This is a genomic window from Gordonia sp. NPDC003424, from assembly GCF_053588655.1.
In genome coordinates this window covers 69,397-95,511 of sequence record NZ_JBSFQJ010000015.1, presented here as the reverse complement: position 1 = coordinate 95,511, position 26,115 = coordinate 69,397, and the positions used below count along the sequence as shown (strand labels likewise).

Below are 26,115 nucleotides of genomic sequence, written 5' to 3'. Positions count from 1 at the left end.
GAGCATGACCGACACACCGACCACCGACGACGTCGTGGCGCCCGCCCCGGCCACGGAGGCCACCGACGACCGCCGACTACCGGCCACCGCCGCCGACCCGAACGAGATCGACACGTCCGGCGACGACGACAACAGCGACACCGGGAGCCTGTTCTCCCTGGTCACGGTGTCACGTGCCACCGGTTTCGCGGTGCTGCTGCTGGGCGCCATCGGCCTGCTCGCCTCGGCCACCCTCACCGTCGAACGCTTCCATCTGCTGACCGAGCCGGGCTACAAACCCAGCTGCAGCATCAACCCGATCATCTCGTGCGGGTCGGTCATGGTCACCAAGCAGGCGGCGATCTTCGGGTTCCCGAATCCGCTGATCGGCATCGCGGCGTTCTCGGTCATCGTCGTCACCGGGGTACTGGCCACCGCCGGCATCTACTTGCCCCGGTGGTATTGGCTCGGGCAGGCCCTGTGCACCGCAGCCGGTTTCGTGATGGTCAACTGGCTGGCATTCCAGTCGGTGTACCGCATCCACGCCCTGTGCCCCTACTGCATGGTGGTGTGGGTGGTCACCGCACCGATCCTCATCCTGTCCATCAACCGCGTCATCCGCGGCACCGATCGCGGCCGGGAGATCCGCTCGTGGCTGTGGGTGCTGCTGCCGGTCTGGTACGCCGTGGTGATCGTCGCGATCGGCGTGCAGTTCTGGGATTACTGGTCGACGCTGATCTGACCGCCTACGCCGTCATGTCCAGCGCGGCGACGACCTTGGTCGGCTCGATCCACACCGCGAGCTCCCCCGGCACGCCGTTGCGGGCCCCGAACTCCTCGGCCCGATCGGCACCCATGTAGCGGCCACCGCACAGCGTGGCGATCCGCCTGACCTCGTCCGGCTCGTCACTCGTCACCGCGCGGCCCTGGATCTGCACGAACGCATACGGCGGTTCGGGTAGGTCGACCGACAGCACCACCCGGGGGTCGCGGACCATGGCACGGGCCTTGGCGGTGTCGGCGCCGGTGTTGAAGGCGACGCGATCGCCGTCGAGCACGAACCAGATCGGCACCGCCAGCGGTCGGCCGTCGGCGGCGAGGTAGCCGAGATGGCCGGTCTTGGTGCCGCTGCCGAGGAACTCGCGGATCGCCGGGTCGTTCAGTGATGCTGTCATGGCTTCACGATGCCACGGTTCTCTCCCCTGACCGACGTTCGAGCGCGGCTGCCGTCACGCGATGAGCGCGTCCCCGATCCGGCACGCGACCATCATGATCGTGGCGTGCGGCCCGCTGCGTCCGGCGGTGGGGAGGATCGAGCCGTCGACGATGCGCAGGCCACGGATACCGTGCACGCCGCCGAGCCAGTCGGTCCGCTCCCCCATCGGCATGGTCCCCCAGGCGTGTTGGGCGTTGCGCAGGACCGGGTCGACGGCGATCGTGCCGGCGTCGACGAGCCCGGCGAAGTCCGGCGAGCGCAGCATCGTCACCACATCGTCGATACCCGCGGCCACCCGCTGCGCCTCGCCCGGGTCCCCCGGCCCGAGATCCACGGCCGCGTCGCGGCCGGCGAGACGCACGGTCCCCGGCGCACCCGGCCGCATCGCCGCCACCCCGATCGCCGGCCCCACGGGTGGTACGCCGTCGATGTAGTCAGCCATGTCCGAGCTGTAGCAGCGGATCTCGAGCTCGTCGGGGGTGTGCACCACGGTCTGTAGCAGCGGCACCGACGGCTGCGGCGGACCGAGACCCCCATGGTGCACGAGGACCTCGCGATGCTCGTGCAGCGTGAGCTCTCCCTCGGGGGCGACGGCGAGGCCGGAGCGCAGCAGGATCGCCGCGGTGCCGAGCGTGCCCGCACACAGGATCACCTCGCCGGCCGCGACGACGTCGTCCCCCGCCCGCACCCCGGACACGTCCCGGCCCCGGGAAACCACCACGTCGACATCGGTGTCGGCGCACACGGTCAGGTTGTCGCGCGTCGACGCCGGACGCAGATAGGCCTCCCCGGCCGTCCTGCGCAGGCTGCCGATCCGGTTGGCGCGCACCCGGTTCACCCCGACGGTCGGCCAGGGCTCGTCGAGGGGACGGGCTCCGAGGCGTCCGGTCCACCAGGATTCGAACCGACGGCACCGCTCGGTCAGCTCGTCGTCGGCGAACACCGAGACCTCCATGGTGGCGTCGAGTTCGTCGTAGCGTGCGGCGATGTCGGCGAGCTCCCAGCCGGTCGGCCATCCGGCGAAATCGTCGGCGTGCCACCGCAGGAAGTATCCGCCGTTGACCACCGACGATCCCCCGAGACCCCGCCCGCGGATCACCGCGAGACCCGACGCCTCCGGATGCCGCACCGCGTGGTCGGATCCGTCGGCGATCGGCAGGCGGCGCAGGTCCCGAACGCGGTCCGACGGCCACTCCGCCGGCCCGGGTTCGCACAGCAGCACCGAGCGGTCGGGATCGCGGGACAGGCGTTCGGCGAGCACGCACCCCGCACTGCCCGCCCCGACGATCACCACGTCGGCCGACGCCGGTACCGCACGGCGCGTCATGGCTACCTGGTCAGCACCGGGCGCAGGGCGCCGAAGTCGCGATGCTCGATCGCGCCCTGCCAGAGGCCGGCGCCGTAGGCGAGGTCGTCGAGTCGTCGGAACAGGGTGAAGGCGAACGGCCCGAGCGCGGGGGCGACCGACGGTTCGGCCAGCACGTGACGCACCCACGCGACGACGCCCTCGGCCACCGCCACCTGGATCGCGAGATTTCGGAATCGGCCGGACACGACGGCGAGGATGACCGCGACCGGCCAGTAGTGTCGGCAGATGGCCCCTGCCGCCTGCAGCATCCCGAACCCGACCGCGCGGGTCGACATCGCCGTCGCCACCATCGGCGCCCCCGGCAGTTCGCCGAGTCGTCCGCGCAACCGCAGCGAGATCTGCAGCACGATGATCATCGCGATCGCCAGCCCGATCCGGGTGCGGGTGAGCAACGCGATCACCGCAGCCGCCATCGGGATCGACATCACGACGGGAGCGGCGAATCCACCGTGCCGATCGGCCAGATAGGCGGCGCCGGTGCCGTAGTAGCGGCGCCGATCGAGCACGGACCACAGATCCGTGCGGTGATCGTGGGCGACCTCGGCGACCGGGTCGTAGCGGATCCGCCACCCCGCATTGTGGGTGCGCCAGCACAGGTCCACATCCTCGGCGACCCGCAGCGACTCGTCGAACCCGCTGAACGAACTGCGCCGCACCACCATCGCCGCGCTCGGCACGTACGGGGTCGGGGTGCCGGGCACCACCGCACACTCGGTGGGTCCCATGTCCAGCGAGGAGTATCCGTTCTCGTACCGCTCGGCCATCCCGACACCGCGACCGCCTCGGCTGCGCCCGACGATCCGTGGCGCGACGATCGCCACCGACGGGTCCGAGAAGTGGGCGAGGAGCATGGTGAGCCAGTCGGCGGGCGGGACGACGTCGGAGTCGAGGAACGCGACGAACTCGGTGGTCGCGGCCGCCGCACCGGCGTTGCGTGCCGCCGACGGCCCGCGGTTCTCGTCGAACCGGATCACCCGAACCCCGTCGCCGGCGGCGGTGATCGGTTGCACCGACGCGTCGTCGACGACGATGACCGGGGAGGTGCCGGCGACGGCGGCGAGCAGCCGGTCGACGCCTGCCTGGTTGCCGCGGACCGGTACCACGATGGTCACCTCGTCGGGTCTGGGGCCGAACATGGGTCGCGGGTGGGCGATACCCGAATCCAGCAGCCGACGGGCCAAGGCCCGGGTCGCGGTGTCGCACACCTCGATTCGACCGTCGCTGGAGGTCATGCCGAGTGCCGCGTCGGAGAGTCGCAGCATTCGGGTGGGCGAGCCGCCGACAAGGTAGCGGAGGTCGCGGTGCCGCGCGCAGCGCAGGTCGATCTGCACCTGGAAACCATCCGGCAGGTGGGTGTCGACCTCTGCGGTCTCGTCGGGCTCCGCGTCGAGGGCGGTCATCGCAGCCGGCCCGTCTCGTCGACGGCCCACGCCGACACGGCGTCGCGCAGACCCGTCACCAGATCGTCGACGACGGCGGCACCGTGATCCGCGGTGGCCGCCGTGGGGTCGCCGAGCACACCGTTGGCGCTCACCGCGGCCACTCCGCCGTCGCGCATCTGGCCCAACAGCGTGGCGATCGGCGCGACATTGCCCACCTCGACCTCCGTGTGCCGCACATCGTCGGGCGAAAAGTGCAGCAGGACAGATGTTTCGGTAGTGCCGGCGTGGGCGTCGGCACCCGGCACGGCGCACGGGAACCAGGCGGCTTCACGCCCTTCGTAGCGGAGTCGCCGCACCGCGGAGACCAGCGTGGAGCCGTTGCCGCCGTGACCGTTGACAAACACCAGGCGGTCGGCCCAGCGGCAGGCGCTGCGCCCGTACTCCAGCAGCATCAGGTGCAAGGCGTCATGACCGAGGGAGATCGTGCCGGCGAATCCCTCGTGTTCACCACTGGCGCCGTAGTTCAGGCCCGGCGCGCTCAGCACGGCGACGTCGTCGGCGGCGGCACCTCGTGGCGCCGACCCCCCCACGTCATCGGCCCAGAGTTGCGCGGCGCGCGTTGCCACGATCGTCGCGATCCGACTGTCGGTGTCGAGGGGTAGATGGGGGCCGTGCTGCTCGGTGGCGCCCAGCGGGACGAGGAGGGTGACCGAAAGATCCGACACTTCCGGCCAACACAGTTGTCCCAGCACCGCCCGACGTGTCATTCGGTCAACTCTAGCGATGCATCCGATGCCTGTTAACCGCTCACGAGGTTTTCGTCGACCGGATCGGACCCTCGACCGACCGACGCGCCGCCCGCCTGTCCGAGCGATCGATCGGTTGTGTAATGCTGGTCGCACACACGTGATGCCCGACACACGGGCGGCGACGCATCGGGAGGATCTCCATGACGAGTCAGAGCAGCGGAAAGAACGGTCCGCTCAGTGCAATCCGCGTGATCGAGTTCGCCGGGATCGGACCCGGGCCGCATGCCGCGATGATGCTCGCCGATCTCGGTGCGGACGTCATCCGGGTCCAGCGCGCCGGATCCCTACCGGCGGAGGGACGCAACGCCGACGCCCTGTTGCGCGGCCGGCGCGTCGTCGAGGCCAACCTGAAAGACCCGGCGGACCGCGAGGAGATCCTGCGGCTGGTCGGCAAGGCCGACGTCGTCCTCGAGGGATTCCGGCCGGGCGTGATGGAGCGTCTGGGCCTCGGTCCCGACGACCTCGCCGCCGTGAACGCCGGGCTGGTCTACGGGCGGATGACCGGGTGGGGGCAGGAGGGGCCGCGCGCCGACCGCGCCGGCCACGACATCAACTACATCTCCCTGACCGGCATGCTGCATGCGATCGGCCGCAAGGACGATCGCCCGGTACCACCGCTGAACCTGGCCGGTGATTTCGGCGGCGGGTCGATGTTCCTGGTGATGGGTGTGCTCGCCGCACTGCTGGAACGGCAGACGTCCGGCCGCGGACAGGTCGTCGACGCGGCCATGGTGGACGGCGCTTCGGTTCTCGGACAGATGATGTGGGCGTTCCGGGGCACCGGGCTGTGGAGCGACGAACGCGGCGTCAACATGCTCGACACCGGCGCCCCGTACTACGAGGTGTACGAGACCTCCGACGGCAAGTACATGGCCGTGGGTGCCATCGAACCGCAGTTCTACGCCGAGCTCCTGACCGGGCTCGGGCTGGCCGACGCGGATCTGCCGGCGCAGAACGACTTCGCGAACTGGCCGAAACTGAAGCAGATCTTCACCGAGACCTTCGCGTCGCGCACCCGCGACGAATGGACCAAGATCTTCGACGGCACCGACGCGTGCACCTCCCCGGTGCTCACCTTCGCCGAGGCGCCGTCGGATCCGCACATGGCTGCCCGCGCCAACCTCGTCGAGATCGACGGCGTGACGCAGGCCCAAGTGGCGCCACGGTTTTCACGGACCAACCCCGAAACGCCCACCGGCCCGACGCGCACCGCAACCCCCGCCGCCGAGGTCTGGCAGGACTGAGCCTCGCCGGCCGGGCGATCGGTCAGACCTTGGAATTGCCCATGTCGATCGGGAACTCGGCGGCGGTGACGGCCTTCGCGCCGTCGGAGGCCAGATAGAGGACGACGTCGGAGATCTCGTCGAGCCCGGCCACCGGGTGATAGTTGAGGATCGACGTGAGATGCGGTCTCACCCAGGGCATATCGAAGATGCGGTGTGCCTCGGTGTCGGCGACACCCATCGGGGTGTCGACCGCGTACGGATGCACGCTGTTGACCCGAATCCGATAGTGCCCCAGCTCTTTTGCCGCGGTCTGGGTCAGCCCGCGCAACCCGAACTTCGACGCCGAGTACGACGCCTGCAGCGGCATCGCCTTCAGCCCGGCGACGGAGCTGATTACGGTGATCGAGCCGCCGTTGCCGGCCTCGATCATCGTCGGGATGGTGGCGCGCAACGTCTTCCAGGTGCCGACGAGATTGGTGTCGATGACGTCGGTGAACTGCTCCTCGGTGAGCTCCCAGGTGGTGCCCCAGGTGAGGATGCCGGCATTGGCGACGACGTGGTCGAGCCCACCGAACTGCTCGACACCGTCGGCGACCAACTGCTCCTGGAACGCCAGGTCTCGCGTATCACCTTGGCGGGCAAGGATCTTGCCACCCGCCTCCTCGACGAGCCGCACCGTCTCGGCGAGGTCGTCGGCGGTCGCGGCCGGATAGGTGGTGTGCTCGGCCACCGGCCCGGCGATGTCGAGGCCGATGATCGATGCACCCTCGCCCGCGAATCGCAGCGCATGGTTGCGCCCCTGCCCACGCGCGAGCCCCGTGATGTAGACGACCGAGCCGTCGAACGTTCCCATGCCGAAACTGTAACACGTTCTACTTCCGCAAAGGTCCCCCAAACGCCACCCGCCCAAGCGTCATGGCGCGCCCGTCCCGTGACGGGGGCGTTTCGTGTCGAGTGGGCGCCGGTTTGCGTTGAGTGGGCGCCGGTTTACGTTGGGTGGGCACACGTGCGTCAGGCACGCGCCCACTCAACGAAAACCGACGCCCACTCGACGTTCGTAGTGATGGCGTTGCGGTTCAGATCGCGCCGAAGGAGCGCTCGAAACCTTCCGGGATGATCAGGTCGTCGCGCGAGAGTTCGTGAACACTCTTGTGGCCCAGGCCCATCACGACACCGTCGAGACCCATGCGCAGCAGGTCGAGGACGTTCTCGACGCCGGTCTGCCCATTGGCGGCCAGGCCCCACAGGTAGGCGCGGCCGATCATCACGGCGCGGGCACCGAGCGCGACCGCCTTGGCGACGTCGCTGCCGCGGCGGATTCCGCCGTCGAGCAGCACCTCGATCTGGTCGCCGACGGCGTCGGCGATGCCCGGCAGGAGGCGGATGGTGGCGGGCGTGCCGTCGAGGTTGTTGCCGCCGTGGTTGGACACCGACAGCGCGGTGGCACCGATGTCGACGGCACGCTTGGCGTCGTCGAGGCGGGTGATGCCCTTGACCATGAACGGTCCGCCCCACAGCTCACGCAGCCACTTGAGGTCGTCCCACGTGGGCGGCGGGGTGTTCATCCACTCGTAGTAGGCGCCGAAGAACGTCGGCCCCTCCTGGTTCTTGTCCGCCGGCAGGTTCGGCGCGGTGAGGTCGGGGATGACGACCTTGCCGCCCTTGACCCAGTCCATCGCGTACCGCGGTTTCACCGCGATCTCGGGCGCGAGTCGCAGCAGCGCCTTGAAGTTCACCTTCTCCGGGATCTCCGGGCTGCCCCAGTCGCGCCCGATGTTGAACACCCAGTCGGTGGTGACGATGAGGCCCTTGGCACCGGCCGCACGCGCGCGCTCGACGCGGGCGGCGATGTCGTCGCGACTGCCGAGCCAATAGATCTGGAAGAAGATCTTGTCGTTGACCTCGGTGACCTCTTCGATCGGGTGCGAGGCGAAGCTCGAGAGCCCCATCGCCGTCCCGCGGGCGGCGGCGGCCCGCGCGACGGCGACCTCACCGTCGGGGTCGACCGCCTGCACACCGGTCGGCGAGATCATCACCGGGAACGAGATGTCCTGCCCCATGACCGTGGTGGCGAGTTCGCGTTCGGCCTGCGCACCGACCACATGGGGTGTCCAGCCGATCTCGCCGAACGCATCGGTGTTGTCGTGCACGGTGATTCCGCCCTGCGTACCGGCGACCAGCGACGAGTACACCGATTTCGGCAACCGCTTCTTGGCGCGGCGCTGCGCCTCGGCGACGGTCTCGAACCAGGGGTTACGGGCCCAGGGGTTCTCCATTGTTCTTCACCTATCTATTTCATTTCAGGCATTGCACAGCACGGGCCCGTCCGGCCACCTTCGGTGGCCGAACGCGTGCCCGGGCCGAGCATTTCCTCGCGGGTTATCGGTTCACGGCGTGAACCCGGCGAGCGGGTTCTCGTCGCAGCTCTTGGACGGTGGCGCTCCCACGGGCAGGAGGTCGTCGCCATCGGGGCGTCGGGTCATCAGGGTCAGCGGGGTGCCACGCGAATGATCCTTGTTCGCAGTCGGTTTGGTCCGTTCACCGGCGAGCAGTTGTTCGCCATAGCCCTGTACGCACTCCGGGTCGGGTCCGGCCAGCGGCAGACCGGTGAAGAACTTCGCGGCCATGCAGCCGCCACGGCACGCGTCGAAGTGGGCACAGCGGGTGCAGGCCCCGGCGTTCTGCGGCTCGCGCAGCTCGGTGAACAGGTCCGAGCGCTGCCAGATCTGCTGAAAGCCACCGTCGGAGAGGATGTTTCCGGCGAGGAAGTTCTCGTGGATGGCGAACGGACAGGCGTAGACGTCGCCCACCGGGTCGATCAGGCAGACCACGCGCCCGGCGCCGCACAGGTTCAGTCCGGGCAGGGCGCCGGCGCCACCGGAGCCCCCGAAGGCCGACAGGTGGAAGAACGAGTCGCCGGTCAGCACCCGATCACCGTGTGCGACAAGCCAGTTGTACAGGTCGCGCTGTTGCTCGGGCAGCGGATGCAGGTCGTCCCAGACGTCGGCGCCGCGGCCCGACGGACGGAGGCGGGTGATCCGCAGGGTGGCGTTGTAGCGGTCGGCGAGAGCCTTGAACTCGTCGAGCTGCGCGACGTTCTGCCGGGTCATCACCACGCTGATCTTGGCATCGGAGAAGCCCGCCTCGTGCAGGTTCTCCAGTGCGCGTACGGCCATGTCGAACGAACCGGGACCGCGCACCGCGTCGTTCACCTCCGCGGTCGCGCCGTCGAGGGAGATCTGCACGTCGACGTAGTCGGAGGCGGCCAACCGCGCGGCGACCTTCTTGTCGATCCGTAATCCGTTGGTGGAGAACTTGACTCCCACCTGATGACTCGTCGCGTAGTCGACCAGCTCCCAGAAGTCGGGCCGGACCGTGGGTTCGCCGCCACCGATGTTCACGTAGAACACCTGCATGCGCTGCAGTTCGTCGATGATCGCCTTGCACTGCTCGGTGGACAGCTCACGCGGGTCGCGCTTGCCCGACGACGAAAGACAGTGCACACACGCCAGATTGCAGGCGTAGGTCAGCTCCCAGGTCAGGCAGATCGGGGCGTCGAGACCCTTCTCGAACTGGTCGACCAGCCGACCCACCTTCGGCGGCGCCGCCGCTGCGGGCGCACTGGTGGCCAGAATCGGTGCGGCGGGGGGCTTTTCAAGCGTGGTCATCTATGACTCCTCGGGGCTGGTCGAGTCGGGAAAGAGGCATGCGGGCGGAAAGAAGGTGCGCCGCCGGCTCAGGCGGCGTCGCGGCGGATGATCATTCCCGAATCGGCAAGTGCGGCAAGCGCCTGCAGATAGAGCGGACGATCCGCGGTCCCGATCCCGACCGCGGACAACGCGTCGTCGGCGGTGTCGTGATCGCCCAGCGACTGCACGATCCCGACGACGGTCAAGTTCTTGAGGAACGACAGCTTCCGCGTGCCGAAGTGGTACAGCAGCGCTCCGAACGGCTCCGGGCGCAGCGCCACTTTGGGATTCAGTGTCCATGCGGCGCTGGTGTCAAAGGCGGCGGTCGCATCAGATCCGGTTGATCGCCGGGGTCCGGCGGCCGCGTCCACGCGGCCGCCGGACACCGGACTCGACGTCGGGGTCGACATCAGTAGACCCCGCACATCCCGTCGATCGACACCTCTTCGACAAGAGACTCGCCCACGAGCTCGTTCTCCTGCATGGACGCGGCAGTCTGATCGGCCATGATCCAACCTCCAATTTCTGTAGTGATGTGGATCACCGAATACTATAATGGCACCCGGTGCAGAAAAACACCCCAGAACCAAAACTAGCCGGACGGACAGGTGAGATGAGGTCGTCGGAACAGGCTCGGCAGCGTGGCCGCGCCGCACAGCCGGGTCGCCGCCCGCTCACGTCGCGCGCCCGGATCAGCACCGTCGCGATCGATCTGTTCACCTCGCGCGGCTTCGACGAGACCAGCGTCGACGACGTGGCCGACGCGGTCGGGATCGCGCGGCGCACACTGTTCCGCTACTACCCGTCGAAGAACGCGATCGCGTGGGGCGACTTCGACGAGCACCTCGACGACATGCGGGCCCTGCTCGCCGGCATCCCCGACGACCTGCCGATGTCGGAGGCGCTGCGCCAAGCCCTGGTGTCGTTCAACGACGTGCCCTCCGACGAGTTGGCCGGTCACCGCAGACGGATGTCGTTGCTGCTGGGAGTCCCTGCGCTGCAAGCACACTCGATGCTGATGTACGCCGACTGGCGCGAGGTCATCGCCGAGTTCTGCGCGCACCGTCTCGGCCTCGGCAGGCATGACCACATCCCACAGACCATCGCCTGGCTGTGCCTGGGCACCGCGCTGGCAGCCTACGAGCAGTGGCTGGCCGATCCGTCCGCCGACCTCGAGGCCCTCATCGACGCCGGGAGCCGTACCCTGGCCCACGGAGTCGACGCGCTGTCGTGATCGCGCGCCGATGCGATACCCTCGACTAGAACGTGTTCTAGTTTTCCTGACGGGAGAGGTGGGCAGATGGCCGAGTTGACGCCGCACGGCTCGCGCAGTGTGATCCTGACGGTCGCGGAGGTCATCGACGAGACCCGCGACGCGCGGTCGGTGGTGTTCGAGATTCCCGACACCCAGCGCGAACACTTTACCGACTACAAGCCCGGCCAGTTCCTCACCCTGCGCATCCCCAGCGACCGCACCGGATCGGTGGCTCGCTGCTATTCGCTTGCGTCGTCGGCGCGCACCGACGCGCAGCCCAAGGTCACCGTGAAGCGCACCGTCGACGGATACGGATCGAACTGGGTGTGCGACAACCTCGTCGCGGGCGCGCAGATCGAGGTGCTGCCGCCGTCCGGGGTGTTCACGCCCAAAGACCTCGACACCCCGCTGCTGCTGATCGCGGCCGGTTCGGGTGTCACGCCGGTGATGTCGATCCTCAAGGCGGCCCTGCACACCGGGAGCGCACCGATCACCTTCTTCTACGCCAACCGCGACGTCGACGACGTGATCTTCGCCGCCGAGCTCGCCGAACTCCAAGCGGCGCACGCCGATCGGCTCACCCTGATCCACTGGCTGGAGTCCTTGCAGGGATTGCCGAACGACCAGGTGCTGGCCACCACGTTCCGGGCGTTCGCCGATCACACCGCCTACCTGTGCGGTCCCGGACCGTTCATGGATGCCGTCCACAAAGGTCTTGCGGGAGCGAACTTCCCGCATCACAAGGTGCACACCGAGGTGTACAACTCGCTGTCCGGCGATCCGTTCGCCGATGTGGCGCTCGCCGAGGTCAGCGCCGAGGAGGACGCCGGCGCCGCCAGCGTCGACGTGGATCTCGACGGCGAGACCCACACGCTGCGGTGGCCGCGTTCGCGGTCGTTGATCGACGTGATGCTCGCGGCCGGCCTCGACGCCCCCTATTCGTGCCAGGAAGGCGAATGCGGTTCCTGCGCATGCACCCTCACCGAGGGTACGGTCGAGATGGATAACACCGGCGCGCTCGATCCCGAGGACATCGCCGACGGCTACATCCTCGGCTGCCAGGCGCATCCGACGTCGGATGTGCTCAAGATCGAGTTCTGAGCGATCGGGCGCAGCGCCGGGAACCGTCGACAAGGAGAACCATGAGTTCAGACCGATTCGCACCCCAGAAACTCGCCCGCGGCCTCGCGGTGATGCTGTTGTCCATCGGCACACTGCATTTCGTCGCACCCAAGCCGTTCGACGAGATCATCCCGGAGGAGATCCCGGCCGATCCTCGCACGCTGACCTATGCGTCCGGGGCGGCCGAACTCGCGATCGGTGCCGGTCTGCTCGCGCCGAGGACGCGTCGCGCGTCGGGGGCTCTCGCCGCGGCGCTGTTCGTCGCGGTCTATCCGGCGAACATCAACATGGTGCGGCTGTGGTGGGGCAAGGGCACCGCCGCCCGCGTCGTCGCGATAGGCCGCCTGCCGTTCCAGTTCCCGATGATCTGGGCGGCCCTGAAAGTGGCCCGCGCACAGCCCTGACCGGCAACCGGCCACCCAACGACCGTCCGGTGCGTTCTTCCCCCCGAACTCTGTTCCTCCCCCACGTGCTTGTGGGGGAGGAACACATTTCGGGGGGAAGAACTCTCGACCCTCACCGCAACGCCCGAAAGTGCGCGCGCTGCTCGGCATCGAGGTGCTCGACGGCGTACGACAGCGCCGTGCGCCCCATCTCGGCCGCGTGTTCCTCGAGAAACCCCAGCAGCAGCTCCCGATCCACCCGCTTGCCCATCTCCCGCAACATCCAGCCGCTCGCCTTCTGTATGAGGTCGCGGCGGTCGTCGAGAACCAGCGGCACCACTTCAAGCGTCGGGTCCGCATCGCCGTGACCGAGGAAGGCGAACGTGCCGATGATGCCCACCCGGCGCCGCCAGAGGTCGGGCTCCCGGGCCAACTCCAGCAGCATCCCGTGATCGCCACCGCCCCAGAGCCATTCGCCCAGAATCGCACCGGCCGAGGTGTCCACCAGATCCCAGTTGTTGACCCGCCCGGCGCGGACGGCGGCCAGATACCGTTCGACCCAGTCCGCTCGCCGCGCCGGTCCGGCCCGCTCGAACTCCCCGCGTAACAGCAACAACGCGGTGGGCCGGTGCTCGTGCACGGGCGAGGCGAGCAAGGAGTCGATCGTCTCCGCGTCGACCCCGCGAAACCGCTTGGCCACCTTCCGTTGCGCGGGCACCGTCACCCCGATGAACTCGTCACCTTCGCCGTACTCACCGGGGCCGGTCTTGAAGAACCGGGCCGAGCCCACAGCACGGTCGGGGTCGGCCACCTCGGCGAGTGCCGCGACGATCTCCTCGGCCGCCGTCGTGCCCACCGATCAGCCCAGAACCTCGGAAATCGGTGTGGGCGTGAGCAGTTTGGCGCGGGTCTTCATCACGGCGCCCACCTTGCCGGCGCCGACGACGCCGGTGAGGATGCCGTCGCGGCTGAAGTAGGCGAGGAACTTGGTGCCGTCGTCGTCGACGAGATGGACATCGTCGCTTCCCCGCGGACTCCCGAGCACCTGGATCTTGAGGCCGTACTGGTCGCTCCAGACGTACGGTGCGGTGGCCGGGATCATGTTGTCGCTGCCGGCGATGCGGTGGCCGAGCACGGTCGCCTGCTCGACGGTGTGGGTCCAGTGCTCGACGCGGCGGTACGAGCCGTCTTCGTTGCGCCAGTTGGACACGTCGCCGAGCGCGTAGACGTCGGGGGCCGAGGTCGCGCCCCGCTCGTCGCAGGCGATGCCGCCGCCGGATTCGCGTGGGGCGAACTCGATTCCGGAGCCGTCGAGGTAGTCGGTCACCGGGATCGAGCCGATGCCGACCACCACGAGGTCGGCGGCGACCTCGTTGCCGTCGGACAGCCGCACGCCGCGGACCCGCGAACCCTCGGTGAGCACCTCGTCGACGCCGACGCCGGTGCGGACGTCGACGCCCCGCTCCTTGTGCATCCGGGCGACCAGCGCGCCGATCTGCTCGCCGAGCGCCACCGCGAGCGGCGTCGGTGCGGGCTCGACGATGGTCACCGCCAGACCGCGGGTGGTCAGCGATGCGGCCACCTCACAGCCGATGAACCCGGCCCCGACGACCACGGCGCTCGACGCCCTCTCCGCGTCGGCACGCAGCGCGAGAGCGTCGTCGACGGTGCGCAGCACGTGCACCCCGGCAATGCCGTCGGTCTCCGGCAGTGAACGCGGGAGCAGGCCGGTGGCCAGGATGAGGGTGTCGTAGCGCAGGGTTTCGCTGTGCGCCGGATCGTCGATCCGTTCGATGGTGACCGTGTGATCGTCGGGGGATACGGCACTGACCCGTTCACCGGTGCGCAGTTCGACGGACGCCTCGGTGAAGTAGTCGGCCGGTTTGAGGTCGACCCGGTCGTTCTCCCCGAGCAGCACCGACTTCGACAGCGGTGGACGGTCGTACGGCGGATGCGTTTCCGCGCCGATCAGCGTGATCGGTCCGGTGAAGTCGTTGGCTCGCAACGACTCGGCCACCCGGATGCCACCGAGGCCGGCACCCACGATGACCACGCCCGCGCCTGATCCACCCATCCCCACTCCTTCGCTCGTCCCCTATCGCGTGACGTCGCCGACGGCACCGAGTGCGGCCAGACGCCAATTCCCATCGACATTACGCATGCGTGCCCATCGCGCGATAGGTGTGCGGTTGGCTCCACCGGAACCGGTCCCCGCCACCCCCGGGATGCTGATGTTCTGATCGGCGAAAACCAGCACCTCGGCCCGATCGCCGCCGAAGGCGTGGACCCCGACGCCCTGCATCTGCACCGTCATGCTCGCACCGGTCTCGACAGCGGCCGGCAGGACGACATCGGGGCCCTCGGTGCGGTACCGCAGCAGTAGCGGACCGGTGAGATGCGCGGCCACCGCCGTGCGCGCTGCGGCGTCGTCGCCGGGCGAGAAGGTCATCAGCGCGGTCACCGCGTCACTCGTCGCGGTCAGCACCGCACGGCGCTCGGCATCGTCGGGAATCGGTTGGGCCCGGCGGATACCCAGCACCGCCACCACCGTGACGAGCACCGCCACCAGCGTGACCGCGGCCGCCGCGGCCGTCCACCGACGACGTGTCCGGGGGGTGAGGGTTCGCGACCGGCGCCGAGCCGGGTTGCCGGTCATGCGAGTCCCGCCTGCGACATGCGCCATCCCTGGTCCGTGCGGGTCATCGTGACCTCGACGGTGATCCGGCCGGCGTCGGCGCCGCCGCCGAGCAACTCCGGGTTGGTGGCATCGGCGACCAGCAGGACCTTCGAGATCGCGCCGACGTCGTCGGACGGCGGGTCGGTGACGAGCCCGGCGGCCAGCACCTGTCCCGTCGATGGTGTTTCCTGTTCCCGGATGGCGTCGGCGATCGGCAACCACGACGCCGACAGCCGATGCTGCTGTGCGCCGGTGGTGACCGCCATCGCGCGGCGCACATAGTTCTCCGGATTGTGCGGATCGGCGGTCAGCAGTGTGGTCACCGCCGTGTCGGCAGCGGCCAGCACGTCGGCGCGGGCGTCGGCCCGGACGCCGGCCGTGTGGTGGCGCAGTGCGGCGACGACGACGAACCCCGTCAGCACCACCGCGACGCCTGCCAGCACAGCCGACACCACACGGACGATCGTCGAGCGCCGCCGCGCCCGGGCACGCAGCGGTTCGGCGGCCGCGATCCGGGCGGTGCGCAGGCGCCGCGTGGCATCGTCCACCCGATCCCGTGCCCGCTCCACCCGCTCCGCGGCGTCGGTGGACTCGACGCCGCTCACTGCAGCACCTCCAGGTCACCGAGTACCCAGCGCTCCCCGACACGCTCGAATTGCGCAGTGACCGAACGCTTTTCGACGACGTCCGGCCCGGACGCCGGGGTCGTGGTGACGGTGGCCCGGATGACGACGTCACCGTGAGCGGCGTCGGCGTCGATCACCCCGACGACATCGGGCCGCCAGAGCACCCTGCGCACCCCGTCCGCCGGCGGCCGGGTCAGTTCGGTCGCATGGTTCTCGGCGAACCGCCCGCCGACCAGCCCCCGGGCGCGGGCGCGGTCGGCCTGCCAGGTGTCCTGGCCGACCGAGAACACGTGGGCGACAACAGTGCCGGCCGACTCCCGCAGCTCGTGGCGGGCCCGCGCATCGTCGGCGGCGGCGGCATTCGCGCGCAGCAACCAGACGAGCGCGCCCGCCAGCAGCACCACCGCGACAAGCCCGGAGCACACCAGAAGGGTGCCCGACCGCACCGACAGAATGCGAGATCTCATGGAAGGTACTGCACCGCCGAGAGTTTGAGGGTCCCGTCGTCGGGGCTGACCAGCACCCGCAGCCGGAACCGCCGGACCGCCGGCGGCGTGGCGAACTCGGCGGTCGCGGCCACCAGCACGACGGCGTCGTCACCCGACCGTGCCGACACGCCGGTGCCGTCCACCACCCCCCGGGCGATCGCGCCCTGCTTCGTGACGTAGCCGGTGTAGCTGTCGGCCGACTGCGCGAACTGGTCGGCGAACTCGCCGGTCGCCCCGTCGAGGATGCGACGGGCCTGATCGGGTCGCCGGAAGTCCGGGCTGAGCAGCAATGTCACCCGCTGCGACGCGGCCCGCTGATAGTCGGCGTCGGTGTATTGGGGCTCGGCCCGCGCCCAGAGGACGGTCGTCGTGACCGCGGCTGCCACCGCGACGATCGCCGGCACGGTCATCGGCAGCCAGGCACGTGGCGCCGCGCGCAGACCGGCGTCGATCTCCGCAGCCTCCAGGTCGTCGCGCGCCGAGACCACTGCGGCACGCGCGGCCCGCTCGTCGTCCAACCGACGATCAGCGCCCATCGCCCCTCCGGATTCACTCCCCCACCCGGATCTCCACCCTACGGACTCGTGTGGCGCCGCTCACGAGCCGACCCGGCGCCTCGTCCCGATGTCCGAGATGCGCAGTTGTCCTGCGCATCGATCATCGACGGCGCACAATCTTTACACGCGATGAGGAGGCGCCCATGACGCAGCAATCGTCCCTGGCCGGCACGCTTTTGCGGCGCAAACCGATCGAGCAGCGCGAGGTGGCCGGCGAGCCTCACCTGAAACGCAGCATCGGCACCTTCCAGCTGACGCTGTTCGGGGTCGGCGCCACGGTCGGTACCGGTATCTTCATCGTCGTTCCCGAGGCGATCAGCAAGGCCGGGCCGGCCGTGCTGCTCTCGTTCGTCATCGCCGGCGTGGCGGCCGGTCTGGCGGCGATCTGCTACGCGGAGATGGCGTCCGCGGTCCCCGTGTCCGGGTCGAGCTATTCGTACGCGTACGCGACGCTGGGTGAGATCGTCGCGGTGGGCATCGGCGCCTGCCTCATGCTCGAGTACGGGGTCTCGGCCGCCGCCACCTCGATCGGCTGGGGCCAGTACCTCAACGAGCTGCTCAACAACGTGTTCGGCTGGACGATCCCGCATGCACTCACCGCGGCGCCCTGGGGAGTCGAGGATCCCGGCATCATCAACCTGCCGTCTGTCATCCTGGTCATCCTGTGCGGGCTGCTCCTCGTCCGTGGTGCCAGCGAATCGGCGCTGGTCAACACCGTCATGGTGCTGATCAAGCTCGGGGTGCTGCTGCTGTTCGCGGCCGTCTGCCTCACCGCGTTCACGTCGAGCCACTTCTCCCCGTTCATGCCCGAGGGCATGTCCGGGGTCACGTCGGCCGCCGCGGTCATCTTCTTCACCTTCATCGGCCTCGACGCGGTGTCCACCGCCGGCGACGAGGTCAAGAATCCGCAGCGCGCCATGCCGCGCGCGATCATCGGTGCGCTGATCGTCGTGACCAGCATCTACCTGATCACCGCGGTCGCCTCCATCGGCGCGCAGGCGTGGACCGAGTTCAATCCCGACGACGAGGCGAGTCTGTCGAAGCTCGCCAACAGCGTCACCGGATCGACATGGGTGGGCAACATCATCGCGCTCGGCGCGGTGATCTCCATCTTCTCGGTGACCCTGGTGGTCATCTACGGCCAGACCCGCATCCTGTTCGCAATGGGACGGGACGGACTTCTGCCCTCGGCCTTCTCCAAGGTCAGTCAGAAGACGATGGTGCCGGTGAACAACACCGTCGTGGTGTGCGCCGTGATCGCGCTCCTCGGTGGTTTCGTCCCCATCGACAAGCTGTGGGACCTGGTCTCCGTGGGCACGCTGGCCGCCTTCATCGTGGTGTCCATCGGCGTGATCATCCTGCGCCGGACCATGCCCGGGCTGCCGCGGCCCTTCAAGGTGCCGGGCTATCCGGTGACCCCCGTGTTGTCGGTGGCCGCCTGCGTGTGGATTCTGAGCGGACTCGCCCCGATCACCTTCCTGTTCTTCGGACTGTGGGTGGCGGTCGCCCTCGTGTTCTACCTCCTCTGGGGCCGACGGCACAGCAAGCTCAACCAGAGCATGACCGAATCACCCCGGACGCCGGCCGGCGGCGCGCAGTGACCGTCCTCGTCGGTTACGTCCAGGGGGAAGGCGGAACCGGGGGCGTCCAACTCGGCGCCATGTTCGCCGAATCCCTGCACACCGATCTCGTCGTCGCCACGGTCGTCCCGAAGCCCTGGACGACCCCCTCGATGGGCAAGGTCGACGCCGAATTCGCGGCCTGGACCGATCAGGTGGTCGAGACGGCGCAGGCCGAGGTCGCCGAGTACATGAACATCTACCCGCCGGAACTGAAATGGCGCTTCCACCGTCTCGACCACCGCACCGCGTCGTCGGCATTGCTCGAGTACGCCGGCGAGATCGACGCCGAAGGGCTGGTGATCAGCTCCACCGGTGACGGCCAGGTCGGCCAGATCGTGCTCGGTTCGACCGGCAACTCGCTGCTCCATCGGTCGACCGTGCCGGTGGCACTCAGCCCACGCGGCTACCGGTCGCCCAAGCACGGCCAGCTCACCCGCATCAGCGTGGCCAGCGCCGGCGACGACGAGGTGGACCGGGCGGTGATCGCGCGCGCCCGCGCGCTGGCCGACCGGATGGACGCACCGATCCGGGCGGTCACCTTCGCGGTGCGCGGCGGTGCCATGTACCCACCACTCGTCGGGCTGCGCACCGAGGACCAGGTGCTCGATCAGTGGTGCGACCAGGCCGCCGAGGCGCAGCGGCATCTGATCGAATCGGGTGTGCTGGCCGCCGGGACCGAATGCGTGGTGGCGGCGGGGCGCGGCTGGCGACAGGCCGTGGACGCCGTCGACTGGCTCGACGGTGAGGTGCTGTTCATCGGCAGCGCCCGCGAGGGCCGTCTCGCGCAGGTGTTCATCGGCTCGCGCGCGGCGAAGATCATCCGGCACTCCGCGGTACCGGTGGTCGTGCTGCCCCGCTGAGGCTCAGCTGCCGATGCGTTTGCTGTACGCCGCGCGACGGTCGGTGTCGACGTCGAGGAACATGGTGTCCAGCTTCGTCATTCGCCGCGACGCCCGCTTCATCCGCTGACCGAACAGCGCGTTGGCGTGCACCCACCCCATCGACCGGGGCGCGGTGACCCGGACGCGCGGGCGGGCGATGATCCCCAGCACCTCGGCCGACACCTCGTCGGGTCCGATCGCCCGCACCAGCGAGTTGGTCTTCAGACCGTCGATGAGCGCGGTGCGGGTGAAGGTGGGCAGGACGGTGCTCACGCGCACGCCGCTGCCGTACAGCTCCGCGTCGAGCGCCTCGGAGAACTCGATGACCCCCGCCTTGGCGCCGTTGTAGACCGCCATCCCGGGGGTGGGCAGTCGGCCCGCGATCGATGCGATGTTGACGATCTGGCCGGCCCCGCGCGTCACCATGCGGCGGGCGGCGAGCTGGCTGCCGATCATCACGCCGTAGAGGTCGATGTCGAGGGTGCGGCGGATCATTCCGGGATCGAAGTCGAGGAAGTCACCGACCGGCATGATGCCGGCGTTGTTGATGAGCACGTCGATCGGTCCGACGGTGGCCTCCACCGCGTCGAGGAACTCCTCGAAGGACCGGCGGTCGGTGACGTCGACGGTGAAGCCGTCCACTCCGAGGTCGGCGGCCGCCTTGCCCACCGCCTCACCGTCGACGTCGCCGAGCGCTACCTGTGCGCCGGCATCGAAAAGATCTGTCGCCGTCTGGAATCCGATGCCGCGGGCACCGCCGGTGATGGCGACGACCTTGCCTGCCAGGGCGGCGCGGACCTCGTCACGATCGGGTCGGCGACTCAGACGGCTCGGACGGCTCGGACGGCTCGGACGGCTCAGCATGGACATGACGAAACTCCTTGTACGACAGGGTGAGACGGGTGATCGATTCGGACGGTGGGATACGGGTCGTCACCAGATCATCGGGGCCAGGTAGGTGGCGGCCAGATCGCGGACGGCCTCGGCGGTTTGCCGTTCGGGCTCCGACGCCGGGAACTCGAGGAACGAGATGACCAGCCGCACATGCAGTTCCACCGCATGGGTCAGTTCGACGTCGGGCATCTCGGCGCCGGCCGCGCGCAGGGTGGCCGCCACCCGGTCGGTGACCATGTCGATGAACAACGAGGTCACCGCCGACGTGATGTCCTTCATCTCCGCGTCGGTGAGCACGAGTCGATGCATCAACGGGTCGTCGGTGATCATGGTGGCACCGGCGGCGAACGCCTCGATGACGGCCTCGCGCGGCCCGAGCCCGACCACCGCCTCTTCCAGCCGACGCATGCCCTTTTCGTACAGGTCGTTGGCGACGGCGAGGAGCAGCGCCTCCTTGTTGGGGAAGCGACGGTAGAGCGTGCTGCGACTGACCCCCGCGCGGGCGGCCACCTCGTCGACGTTCGCGCGGCGCACCCCGACGGCGGTGAACTCGGCTGCAGCCGCGGCGAGGATCGCCTGTTCCTGGTCCTCGGGGCTCGCGGTGTTGCGGGTCTTGCGGCGTGGCCTGGTCGACGATGCGGGTGTCATCGCCGGGTCACCGTGACGGGCAGTTTGTCCTTGGGTACCGGCAACGCGCTGTAGTCCATCGGGATCTCGTAGCCCGCGGGCACCGACCACTCGTAACCTCGCAGGAGGTGATGCATGATCGTCTTGATCTCCATCTGGCCAAAGTACAACCCGATGCACTTGTGCACCCCGCCGCCGAACGGCATCCAGGCCAGTCGATGTCCCTTGTCCTCCGCCCGTTCCGGCGAGAACCGTTCCGGATCGAAGATGTCGGGGTTGGTCCAGTACTTCGGGTCGCGATGGTTGGTGAGCTGCGGAATCGTCACGAACGTGCCCTCGGGCACGTAGTACCCCTGCACCGAGGTGTCCTTGACGGCGACCCGCGGCTGCCCCGGCACCGGCGGGCACATCCGCAGCGACTCCTTCATCACGAGGTCGAGAACGGTGCATCTCGCGAGGTCGTCGTAGCCGAGTTCGGCGTTGAGTTCCATCGCCTCGTCGCGGGCCTTCTGTTGCCACTCCGGCGATTTCGCCATCCGGTAGGCCATCTGGGTCATCGTGATGGTCGACGTGTCGTGGGCGGCCATCAGCACGAAGATCATGTGGTTGACGACGTCGGCGTCGGTGAATCGGTGGCCCTCGTCGCTCTCGGCATGACAGAGCACCGAAAAGAGGTCCGGGGTTTCGGCCGCCCGCTTGGCGGCGATGTTGGCGTAGAAGAACTCCTCGAGCACCTTCCGGGAGCGCAGGCCTTTCCACCACCGGCCACCGGGCACGGGTTTGCGCACGTAGGCGACACCGGCGCGCACGGTCTCGATGAACGCCTCGTTGAGCTTGTCCGCCTCGTCGTGCGGGAGTTCGACGCCGAGGAACACCTCGAGGGCCACGTCGAGGGTGAGCGCCTTGAACTCCTCGAAGAGCTTGACGTGGCCCGTGGGAAAGTGCTGCATGCGCTCGGCGATGATCGGCTGCATCTCCTGCATGTAGCCCTTGAGCGCCGACGGCGTGAACGCCTGCTGCATGATGTGCCGGTGATGACGGTGCTCGTCGAAGTCGAGGAGCATGATGCCGCGGTTGAAGAACGGTCCGATCAGGTAGCTCCAGGCGGGTCCGTTGGCGAAGGCCTTGTCGCGGTTCATCAGGATCTCGTCGGCGGCCGCGGCCCCCGCGAAGGTGACGAACTGTGTGCCGAAGGCGTTCATCGACGAGACATCGCCGTAGCGGTTCCGACGTTCCTCCCCGTACAGGTAGGGGTCGCGGCGCATCGCCATCATCTCGAGGATGCCGTTGCGTTCGACGCAGGGCACTGCGATCAGTCCGCTGCCGGCAGGGGCCTCGGCGAGCACGGAACTCATGGACTACTCCTCACCACAACCATCGGTTCTCCCGGCGGGCGACGGTGTGACCGACGTCGCTGCCGGAATCTATTGGAACAGATTCCACAGAATGTTTCTAGTACCGGGTTCGGGTGAGGTCAGCATGTCGTGACATCGGCGCAGCCGCTCGCGCCACCAGTCGGCGCGGGGACCGTCGACCACGACGTGCGGCGGCGGGTCGACCGCCGCATCCGGACCGAACCAACGGGCGGCGACCCGTCCCCTGTCGGGCACGAATGGTTCGGCGACATCGTCGACGAACAGCGAGCCGGTCCCCAGCCCGCATGCGTGCTCCAGGCGGGGAAGCGCCGCGGCGGCCGCGACGCCGGCCGCCATCCCGACCGCCGAGTCCAACGCCGACGACACCACCACCGGCAGGCCGATCTCCTCGGACAGCGCCAGCAGGGTGCGCATGCCACCGAGCGGCGCAACCTTGACGATCGCGATGTCGGCCGCATCGGCGGCGACCACCCGAATCGGATCGGACGCCTTGCGGATGGATTCGTCGGCGGCGATCGGCACGTCCACGGCACGACGCACCTCGGCGAGTTCGTCGACTGTCGCACATGGCTGTTCGGCGTACTCGACGTCGCCGATCGCCCGGATCGCGGTGATCGCCTCGGGCACCGACCAATTGGTGTTCGCGTCGATGCGCACCTTCTCGACGGCCTCGCGCACGGCGGCCACCCGCGCGACGTCGTCGTCGAGGGTCTGACCGGGTTCGGCGACCTTCACCTTGGCGGTCGTGACACCCGGGTAGCGGGCGAGAATGCCGGCCACCTCGGCGGCCGGGACGGCGGGCACGGTGGCATTGACCTCTATCGAATCCCGTTGCGGTGCCGGAGGTCCCAGGTAGGCCGCCTCGATCCCGGCGGCCAGCCACGCGGACGCCTCGGCGTCGCCGTATTCCACGAAGGGCCCGAACTCGCCCCACCCGGCCGGGCCCCGGAAGATCATCGTCTCGCGGGCGGTGATCCCGCGGAATCGGGTGCGCATCGGCAGACGCACGATGCGGCACTCGGCCAGCAGGTCCGCCGCGGACGGTGGCGCCATCTGATCACCCTCTTCCTCGCGGCGCGTTGGAACAAACCTTCACATCCGTTCCAATGTCGGTTACGCTGCGTCGTATGTCAGTCAACCAGGACTTCGAGGCGAGCATCCGCGAGGCCGAACCGATGATCGTCGACGATGTGTCGGGGGCGTCGCCACGGCTCGGCGCCGACTCGCTGATCTGGAAGTTCTACGGCGACTCCCGCGGCGTCCTGGGTTTTCAGCGGCTCGCCGGCACCGAGAACTGCATCGAGCAGCTCGGCCAGGCCGTGCTCGACCACTCGATCATCTTCGACGACTTCCTCGGCCGCGCCCGGCGCACCGGACCGCCGGTGATGAAGACCGTGTACAGCACCGAGCCGCAGAAATGGGGCCGCACGGTCCGCGATTTCCACCGTGACATCAAGGGCACGATCAGCGACGGCTCGCGTTACCACGCGCTCAATCCCGAGCTCTTCTATTGGGCGCATGCCACATTCGTGGATCAGGTCCTCTACATCACCGACACGTTCATCCGGCGCCTCAGCCATGCGGAGAAGGTGCAGATCTTCGAGGAGAGCAAGATCTGGTACAGCCTCTACGGGGTCAGCGACCGCCGACAGCCGCAGACCTACGAGGAGTTCGTCGCCTACTGGGACGACATGCTCGACCGGTTCGTGCCGCACAAGACGATCGTCTACGCGACCGGCTACATCCGCCAGGGATTGCCTCGCCCGCAACGGGTTCCGGCGCCGGTGTGGGCGGCGGTGTCCGCGCCGCTGAACGCCTTCATCCGCACCGTCATCGTCGGAACGCTGCCGCAGCAGATGCGTGAGGTCTGCGATCTGGAATGGGATGCCAAGCGCGAGAAGCGCTTCCAACGGTTCGCAAAGACCATGCGGGCGCTGAACCCGGTGTTCAACCGACTGCCGCTGCGCTGGCTCTACGTCCCGTGGGCCTACGACGCCTGGCGCGAGATCGGCATCGACCCCCGTCCGCTGCACAACAAACCGGCCTGATCGACGATCCGCCGAGGAGATCGTCGGTTCTCGGTCATGCGGAGCCGACGAATCCACCCGCCACACGGTTGAACTCCCCGCGACGATCCCGGTGCACGCTGTGCCCGGCGTCGATCACCGAGAACCGGCCGTCGGCAAGCGTCTCGCTGAGCGTCTGAAGGTGATGCGGCGGAAGGAAACTGCGAGGTCCGCCGGAGATGACGAGGGTCGGTGCGGCGACCGCGCCGAGGTCGGTCCACCACCGTGGTTCGGCCACCGCGAACTGAGGACTCACCTGCGTCGCGACGGCGCGGTCGAACCGCAGCACCGGCGCCGGATTGACCAGCACCGATCCCAGACCCCGCAGGCGCTCCCCCAGCGTCGCGCCGACCGCGATGCCCTCGTCGACATCGGCCTGGTCGCGCGGCATCGGCGGGATCTCCTCGAGGACGAGGCGGCGCACACGGTCCGGATGGGCCATCGCCAGTCGCAGCGCCGACTGCGCGCCGAGCGAATGCGCGACGACGTCGGCGCGGGCCACCTCGAGGTGGTCGAGGACGAACCGCAGGTCGTCGCGGAACTCGTCGAGCAGGTAACTCGGTGCGTGCGCGCTCCGGCCGTGCCCCCGCAGGTCGACGGAGATCACCGGGCGACCCGTGCGCCGGAGTTCACCGGCGAAGGACCGCCACGTGCTGTGGTCGCCAGCCATCCCGTGGACAAGCACGACCGGCACGACCCGCACACCGTCGCCGACCTCGCCGGAGATCCGGACGGCCAGACGCAGGTCACCGGATTCGGTCGGTCGCTGCAGCACACGCATGGGCACCACGGTAGTCGCGACCGGTCACCGGTCCCGGAACCACCCGGAGGTGGTGGCACGCCAGACCATGTCCTGCCAGTAGCCCCACTGGTGGGTGCCGAGCGGCGGGTAGTCGGTCGAGATGCGCACGCCCTGGAGGTCGGCGGCCAGTTCGAATGCCCTGGTCTGGGCGAGCGTCGTCACCTCGAGTGGCGAGCCCTTGGCCGATCCGACCGCGTCGGTGTTGTACCTGCCCCACAACCCCGACGCCGCCGCGACCCGGATGTGCATCCCCCGCATCCGCGGGATCTGCAGCACCGGATCGTTGTTGATCCACCGGACGTCCCACGGTGGCCCCCACATCGCATCGGCATTGAACGGCCCTACGCCGGCCTCGAGTCCGGCGTCGAGCAGCGCCACTCGGACGGCCTCGCGCATCCCGGGCGCCGACAGGGTGAGGAACCCGGACATGGAGAAGACGTGCGAGATGCGTTTGCGGTGGTAGGCGCCGTAGATGAGGGCGGAGCTGCCGCTCATCGACACCCCCATCAACGCGTACTTGCCGGTCCGCCCGACGGCGAGGCCGCGTGCGTCGAGCGCCCGGATGATGCTGGTGAGCCGGCAGGTCCAGCGATACCGGTACTTGATCTTGTTGCCCGGACTCGCCGCGTTCCAGTCGGTGTAGAAGCTGGCCAGTCCCCCGGCCGGCTCGACGATGTTGATGCCGCGGTTGGCGAGCGCCTGAATGCGCGTCTCATGGCGCCACCCGCTCATGTCGCTCGTCGCGCGCAGGCCGTCGAGCGCGATCACCGTCTTGTAATTGCCCCAACGCGTCCACATGTCCACCGGCGTCGCCGGCATGCCGCAACCGCCGACGTAGAAGCGTCCGAAACTGGCCGCGTTCGCGGTCCCCGAGCTGACCGTGCCCAGACAGGCGACCGCGACGACGGCAAGGAACAGGGCGAGCACACGACGACGACGGCGCATCACCGACGGGCGCCACTTCACGGACAGCTGCACTGTCGAACGGTAATTCGACTCCGATGCGCGGTGCTACAGATGTGACCACACCTCACCGAGCTTGAGACCGCGCTGTTACCAATGGGACAGA

At 68.8% G+C, this 26,115-nt stretch carries 29 protein-coding genes; 8 read left to right on the top strand and 21 right to left on the bottom strand.

Going from position 1 to position 26,115, the window contains the following annotated elements; translation table 11 throughout:
- The first annotated feature begins 4 nt into the window (after positions 1 to 4).
- A complete protein-coding gene (locus ACWDTI_RS20055) occupies positions 5 to 721 on the top strand; it encodes a vitamin K epoxide reductase family protein (RefSeq protein WP_449739874.1) in 717 nt (238 codons plus the stop codon).
- A 4-nt stretch (positions 722 to 725) separates the two neighbouring features.
- On the opposite strand, the gene ACWDTI_RS20050 is transcribed toward ACWDTI_RS20055, so the two are convergent.
- Genes ACWDTI_RS20050 through mftE form a run of 4 tightly spaced genes read right to left on the bottom strand, consistent with a single transcriptional unit; the run spans position 726 to position 4,713 of the window.
- The gene (locus tag ACWDTI_RS20050; RefSeq protein ID WP_449739873.1) at positions 726 to 1,154 is read right to left on the bottom strand and encodes a PPOX class F420-dependent oxidoreductase; all 429 of its coding nucleotides are present in this window, start codon (positions 1,152 to 1,154) and stop codon (positions 726 to 728) included.
- A 54-nt stretch (positions 1,155 to 1,208) separates the two neighbouring features.
- On the bottom strand, positions 1,209 to 2,522 hold the full coding sequence (gene mftG / locus ACWDTI_RS20045; RefSeq protein WP_449739872.1) for a mycofactocin system GMC family oxidoreductase MftG: 1,314 nt from the start codon (positions 2,520 to 2,522) through the stop codon (positions 1,209 to 1,211).
- A gap of 2 nt (positions 2,523 to 2,524) precedes the next feature.
- Entirely contained in the window at positions 2,525 to 3,964 is a 1,440-nt protein-coding gene (gene mftF, locus ACWDTI_RS20040) for a mycofactocin biosynthesis glycosyltransferase MftF (RefSeq protein ID WP_449739871.1), read from the bottom strand.
- A complete protein-coding gene (gene mftE, locus ACWDTI_RS20035) occupies positions 3,961 to 4,713 on the bottom strand; it encodes a mycofactocin biosynthesis peptidyl-dipeptidase MftE (protein WP_449739870.1) in 753 nt (250 codons plus the stop codon). The genes mftF and mftE overlap by 4 nt, the downstream gene beginning before the upstream one ends.
- A gap of 182 nt (positions 4,714 to 4,895) precedes the next feature.
- On the opposite strand from mftE, the gene ACWDTI_RS20030 reads away from it, so the two are divergent.
- On the top strand, positions 4,896 to 5,999 hold the full coding sequence (locus tag ACWDTI_RS20030) for a CaiB/BaiF CoA transferase family protein (RefSeq protein WP_449739869.1): 1,104 nt from the start codon (positions 4,896 to 4,898) through the stop codon (positions 5,997 to 5,999).
- A gap of 22 nt (positions 6,000 to 6,021) precedes the next feature.
- On the opposite strand, the gene ACWDTI_RS20025 is transcribed toward ACWDTI_RS20030, so the two are convergent.
- The 5 genes from ACWDTI_RS20025 to mftA form a co-directional block, all read right to left on the bottom strand.
- Positions 6,022 to 6,834: a mycofactocin-coupled SDR family oxidoreductase gene (locus tag ACWDTI_RS20025; RefSeq protein WP_449739868.1), complete on the bottom strand. Its 813-nt coding sequence runs from the start codon at positions 6,832 to 6,834 to the stop codon at positions 6,022 to 6,024.
- A gap of 223 nt (positions 6,835 to 7,057) precedes the next feature.
- Positions 7,058 to 8,257 (bottom strand): pre-mycofactocin synthase MftD, encoded by a 1,200-nt coding sequence (mftD, locus tag ACWDTI_RS20020; protein ID WP_449739867.1) that lies wholly within the window; start codon positions 8,255 to 8,257, stop codon positions 7,058 to 7,060.
- 111 nt (positions 8,258 to 8,368) lie between these two features.
- The gene (mftC, locus tag ACWDTI_RS20015; RefSeq protein ID WP_449739866.1) at positions 8,369 to 9,649 is read right to left on the bottom strand and encodes a mycofactocin radical SAM maturase; all 1,281 of its coding nucleotides are present in this window, start codon (positions 9,647 to 9,649) and stop codon (positions 8,369 to 8,371) included.
- 68 nt (positions 9,650 to 9,717) lie between these two features.
- Positions 9,718 to 10,080 carry a mycofactocin biosynthesis chaperone MftB gene (gene mftB, locus ACWDTI_RS20010; protein ID WP_449739865.1) on the bottom strand — a complete coding sequence of 121 codons (363 nt, stop codon included), beginning with the start codon at positions 10,078 to 10,080 and terminating at the stop codon, positions 9,718 to 9,720.
- On the bottom strand, positions 10,080 to 10,178 hold the full coding sequence (mftA, locus tag ACWDTI_RS20005) for a mycofactocin precursor MftA (RefSeq protein ID WP_449739864.1): 99 nt from the start codon (positions 10,176 to 10,178) through the stop codon (positions 10,080 to 10,082). Before mftA ends, mftB begins: the two co-directional genes overlap by 1 nt.
- Positions 10,179 to 10,283: 105 nt before the next feature.
- Here mftA and mftR point away from each other — a divergent pair, with 105 nt between their 5' ends.
- The 3 genes from mftR to ACWDTI_RS19990 all read left to right on the top strand — a co-directional run bounded on the left by mftR (position 10,284) and on the right by ACWDTI_RS19990 (position 12,451).
- On the top strand, positions 10,284 to 10,904 hold the full coding sequence (gene mftR, locus ACWDTI_RS20000; RefSeq protein WP_449739863.1) for a mycofactocin system transcriptional regulator: 621 nt from the start codon (positions 10,284 to 10,286) through the stop codon (positions 10,902 to 10,904).
- Positions 10,905 to 10,970: 66 nt separating this feature from the next.
- Complete coding sequence (locus tag ACWDTI_RS19995; protein ID WP_449739862.1) at positions 10,971 to 12,026, top strand: 2Fe-2S iron-sulfur cluster-binding protein; 1,056 nt, start codon at positions 10,971 to 10,973, stop codon at positions 12,024 to 12,026.
- Positions 12,027 to 12,067: 41 nt separating this feature from the next.
- Positions 12,068 to 12,451, top strand: a complete 384-nt coding sequence (locus ACWDTI_RS19990; RefSeq protein ID WP_449739861.1) for a DoxX family protein — start codon at positions 12,068 to 12,070, stop codon at positions 12,449 to 12,451.
- A gap of 112 nt (positions 12,452 to 12,563) precedes the next feature.
- On the opposite strand, the gene ACWDTI_RS19985 is transcribed toward ACWDTI_RS19990, so the two are convergent.
- The 6 genes from ACWDTI_RS19985 to ACWDTI_RS19960 are packed head-to-tail and all read right to left on the bottom strand — an operon-like array spanning position 12,564 to position 16,757.
- Positions 12,564 to 13,262, bottom strand: a complete 699-nt coding sequence (locus ACWDTI_RS19985) for a DNA alkylation repair protein (RefSeq protein ID WP_449739909.1) — start codon at positions 13,260 to 13,262, stop codon at positions 12,564 to 12,566.
- A 27-nt stretch (positions 13,263 to 13,289) separates the two neighbouring features.
- Entirely contained in the window at positions 13,290 to 14,504 is a 1,215-nt protein-coding gene (locus tag ACWDTI_RS19980) for an NAD(P)/FAD-dependent oxidoreductase (RefSeq protein WP_449739860.1), read from the bottom strand.
- A 21-nt stretch (positions 14,505 to 14,525) separates the two neighbouring features.
- Positions 14,526 to 15,086, bottom strand: a complete 561-nt coding sequence (locus ACWDTI_RS19975; RefSeq protein WP_449739859.1) for a hypothetical protein — start codon at positions 15,084 to 15,086, stop codon at positions 14,526 to 14,528.
- Positions 15,083 to 15,712 carry a hypothetical protein gene (locus ACWDTI_RS19970; protein ID WP_449739858.1) on the bottom strand — a complete coding sequence of 210 codons (630 nt, stop codon included), beginning with the start codon at positions 15,710 to 15,712 and terminating at the stop codon, positions 15,083 to 15,085. Before ACWDTI_RS19970 ends, ACWDTI_RS19975 begins: the two co-directional genes overlap by 4 nt.
- Entirely contained in the window at positions 15,709 to 16,200 is a 492-nt protein-coding gene (locus tag ACWDTI_RS19965) for a hypothetical protein (RefSeq protein ID WP_449739857.1), read from the bottom strand. Before ACWDTI_RS19965 ends, ACWDTI_RS19970 begins: the two co-directional genes overlap by 4 nt.
- Positions 16,197 to 16,757, bottom strand: coding sequence for a hypothetical protein (locus tag ACWDTI_RS19960; protein ID WP_449739856.1), 561 nt, complete (start codon positions 16,755 to 16,757; stop codon positions 16,197 to 16,199). The genes ACWDTI_RS19965 and ACWDTI_RS19960 overlap by 4 nt, the downstream gene beginning before the upstream one ends.
- A gap of 164 nt (positions 16,758 to 16,921) precedes the next feature.
- Here ACWDTI_RS19960 and ACWDTI_RS19955 point away from each other — a divergent pair, with 164 nt between their 5' ends.
- Together ACWDTI_RS19955 and ACWDTI_RS19950 are read left to right on the top strand one after the other, a co-directional pair.
- Positions 16,922 to 18,379 carry an amino acid permease gene (locus tag ACWDTI_RS19955; protein WP_449739855.1) on the top strand — a complete coding sequence of 486 codons (1,458 nt, stop codon included), beginning with the start codon at positions 16,922 to 16,924 and terminating at the stop codon, positions 18,377 to 18,379.
- Complete coding sequence (locus ACWDTI_RS19950) at positions 18,376 to 19,260, top strand: universal stress protein (protein ID WP_449739854.1); 885 nt, start codon at positions 18,376 to 18,378, stop codon at positions 19,258 to 19,260. The genes ACWDTI_RS19955 and ACWDTI_RS19950 overlap by 4 nt, the downstream gene beginning before the upstream one ends.
- A 3-nt stretch (positions 19,261 to 19,263) precedes the next feature.
- Here the strand turns inward: ACWDTI_RS19950 and ACWDTI_RS19945 are convergent, their stop codons facing one another.
- The 4 genes from ACWDTI_RS19945 to ACWDTI_RS19930 form a co-directional block, all read right to left on the bottom strand.
- Entirely contained in the window at positions 19,264 to 20,151 is an 888-nt protein-coding gene (locus ACWDTI_RS19945) for an SDR family oxidoreductase (protein WP_449739853.1), read from the bottom strand.
- A gap of 63 nt (positions 20,152 to 20,214) precedes the next feature.
- Positions 20,215 to 20,823, bottom strand: a complete 609-nt coding sequence (locus ACWDTI_RS19940) for a TetR/AcrR family transcriptional regulator (RefSeq protein WP_449739852.1) — start codon at positions 20,821 to 20,823, stop codon at positions 20,215 to 20,217.
- Positions 20,820 to 22,157 carry a cytochrome P450 gene (locus ACWDTI_RS19935; protein WP_449739851.1) on the bottom strand — a complete coding sequence of 446 codons (1,338 nt, stop codon included), beginning with the start codon at positions 22,155 to 22,157 and terminating at the stop codon, positions 20,820 to 20,822. The genes ACWDTI_RS19940 and ACWDTI_RS19935 overlap by 4 nt, the downstream gene beginning before the upstream one ends.
- A gap of 69 nt (positions 22,158 to 22,226) precedes the next feature.
- Positions 22,227 to 23,231: an o-succinylbenzoate synthase gene (locus tag ACWDTI_RS19930; protein ID WP_449739850.1), complete on the bottom strand. Its 1,005-nt coding sequence runs from the start codon at positions 23,229 to 23,231 to the stop codon at positions 22,227 to 22,229.
- A 74-nt stretch (positions 23,232 to 23,305) separates the two neighbouring features.
- On the opposite strand from ACWDTI_RS19930, the gene ACWDTI_RS19925 reads away from it, so the two are divergent.
- The gene (locus tag ACWDTI_RS19925; RefSeq protein ID WP_449739849.1) at positions 23,306 to 24,226 is read left to right on the top strand and encodes an oxygenase MpaB family protein; all 921 of its coding nucleotides are present in this window, start codon (positions 23,306 to 23,308) and stop codon (positions 24,224 to 24,226) included.
- A gap of 34 nt (positions 24,227 to 24,260) precedes the next feature.
- Here ACWDTI_RS19925 and ACWDTI_RS19920 read toward each other — a convergent pair whose 3' ends face one another.
- Both ACWDTI_RS19920 and ACWDTI_RS19915 read right to left on the bottom strand, forming a co-directional pair.
- Complete coding sequence (locus ACWDTI_RS19920; protein ID WP_449739848.1) at positions 24,261 to 25,025, bottom strand: alpha/beta fold hydrolase; 765 nt, start codon at positions 25,023 to 25,025, stop codon at positions 24,261 to 24,263.
- Positions 25,026 to 25,049: 24 nt separating this feature from the next.
- A complete protein-coding gene (locus ACWDTI_RS19915; protein ID WP_449739908.1) occupies positions 25,050 to 25,991 on the bottom strand; it encodes an alpha/beta hydrolase in 942 nt (313 codons plus the stop codon).
- Between the last annotated feature and the right edge of the window lie 124 nt (positions 25,992 to 26,115).

Excerpts from the sequence above, each read along its gene's own strand:
- ACWDTI_RS20055 (WP_449739874.1), top strand. The coding sequence starts at position 5 with ATGACCGACACACCGACCACCGACGACGTCGTGGCGCCCGCCCCGGCC.
- ACWDTI_RS20050 (WP_449739873.1), bottom strand. The coding sequence starts at position 1,154 with ATGACAGCATCACTGAACGACCCGGCGATCCGCGAGTTCCTCGGCAGC.
- mftG (WP_449739872.1), bottom strand. The coding sequence starts at position 2,522 with ATGACGCGCCGTGCGGTACCGGCGTCGGCCGACGTGGTGATCGTCGGG.
- mftF (WP_449739871.1), bottom strand. The coding sequence starts at position 3,964 with ATGACCGCCCTCGACGCGGAGCCCGACGAGACCGCAGAGGTCGACACC.
- mftE (WP_449739870.1), bottom strand. The coding sequence starts at position 4,713 with ATGACACGTCGGGCGGTGCTGGGACAACTGTGTTGGCCGGAAGTGTCG.
- ACWDTI_RS20030 (WP_449739869.1), top strand. The coding sequence starts at position 4,896 with ATGACGAGTCAGAGCAGCGGAAAGAACGGTCCGCTCAGTGCAATCCGC.
- ACWDTI_RS20025 (WP_449739868.1), bottom strand. The coding sequence starts at position 6,834 with ATGGGAACGTTCGACGGCTCGGTCGTCTACATCACGGGGCTCGCGCGT.
- mftD (WP_449739867.1), bottom strand. The coding sequence starts at position 8,257 with ATGGAGAACCCCTGGGCCCGTAACCCCTGGTTCGAGACCGTCGCCGAG.
- mftC (WP_449739866.1), bottom strand. The coding sequence starts at position 9,649 with ATGACCACGCTTGAAAAGCCCCCCGCCGCACCGATTCTGGCCACCAGT.
- mftB (WP_449739865.1), bottom strand. The coding sequence starts at position 10,080 with ATGTCGACCCCGACGTCGAGTCCGGTGTCCGGCGGCCGCGTGGACGCG.
- mftA (WP_449739864.1), bottom strand. The coding sequence starts at position 10,178 with ATGGCCGATCAGACTGCCGCGTCCATGCAGGAGAACGAGCTCGTGGGC.
- mftR (WP_449739863.1), top strand. The coding sequence starts at position 10,284 with ATGAGGTCGTCGGAACAGGCTCGGCAGCGTGGCCGCGCCGCACAGCCG.
- ACWDTI_RS19995 (WP_449739862.1), top strand. The coding sequence starts at position 10,971 with ATGGCCGAGTTGACGCCGCACGGCTCGCGCAGTGTGATCCTGACGGTC.
- ACWDTI_RS19990 (WP_449739861.1), top strand. The coding sequence starts at position 12,068 with ATGAGTTCAGACCGATTCGCACCCCAGAAACTCGCCCGCGGCCTCGCG.
- ACWDTI_RS19980 (WP_449739860.1), bottom strand. The coding sequence starts at position 14,504 with ATGGGTGGATCAGGCGCGGGCGTGGTCATCGTGGGTGCCGGCCTCGGT.
- ACWDTI_RS19975 (WP_449739859.1), bottom strand. The coding sequence starts at position 15,086 with ATGACCGGCAACCCGGCTCGGCGCCGGTCGCGAACCCTCACCCCCCGG.
- ACWDTI_RS19965 (WP_449739857.1), bottom strand. The coding sequence starts at position 16,200 with ATGAGATCTCGCATTCTGTCGGTGCGGTCGGGCACCCTTCTGGTGTGC.
- ACWDTI_RS19960 (WP_449739856.1), bottom strand. The coding sequence starts at position 16,757 with ATGGGCGCTGATCGTCGGTTGGACGACGAGCGGGCCGCGCGTGCCGCA.
- ACWDTI_RS19955 (WP_449739855.1), top strand. The coding sequence starts at position 16,922 with ATGACGCAGCAATCGTCCCTGGCCGGCACGCTTTTGCGGCGCAAACCG.
- ACWDTI_RS19945 (WP_449739853.1), bottom strand. The coding sequence starts at position 20,151 with ATGTCCATGCTGAGCCGTCCGAGCCGTCCGAGCCGTCCGAGCCGTCTG.
- ACWDTI_RS19940 (WP_449739852.1), bottom strand. The coding sequence starts at position 20,823 with ATGACACCCGCATCGTCGACCAGGCCACGCCGCAAGACCCGCAACACC.
- ACWDTI_RS19935 (WP_449739851.1), bottom strand. The coding sequence starts at position 22,157 with ATGAGTTCCGTGCTCGCCGAGGCCCCTGCCGGCAGCGGACTGATCGCA.
- ACWDTI_RS19930 (WP_449739850.1), bottom strand. The coding sequence starts at position 23,231 with ATGGCGCCACCGTCCGCGGCGGACCTGCTGGCCGAGTGCCGCATCGTG.
- ACWDTI_RS19925 (WP_449739849.1), top strand. The coding sequence starts at position 23,306 with ATGTCAGTCAACCAGGACTTCGAGGCGAGCATCCGCGAGGCCGAACCG.
- ACWDTI_RS19920 (WP_449739848.1), bottom strand. The coding sequence starts at position 25,025 with ATGCGTGTGCTGCAGCGACCGACCGAATCCGGTGACCTGCGTCTGGCC.
- ACWDTI_RS19915 (WP_449739908.1), bottom strand. The coding sequence starts at position 25,991 with ATGCGCCGTCGTCGTCGTGTGCTCGCCCTGTTCCTTGCCGTCGTCGCG.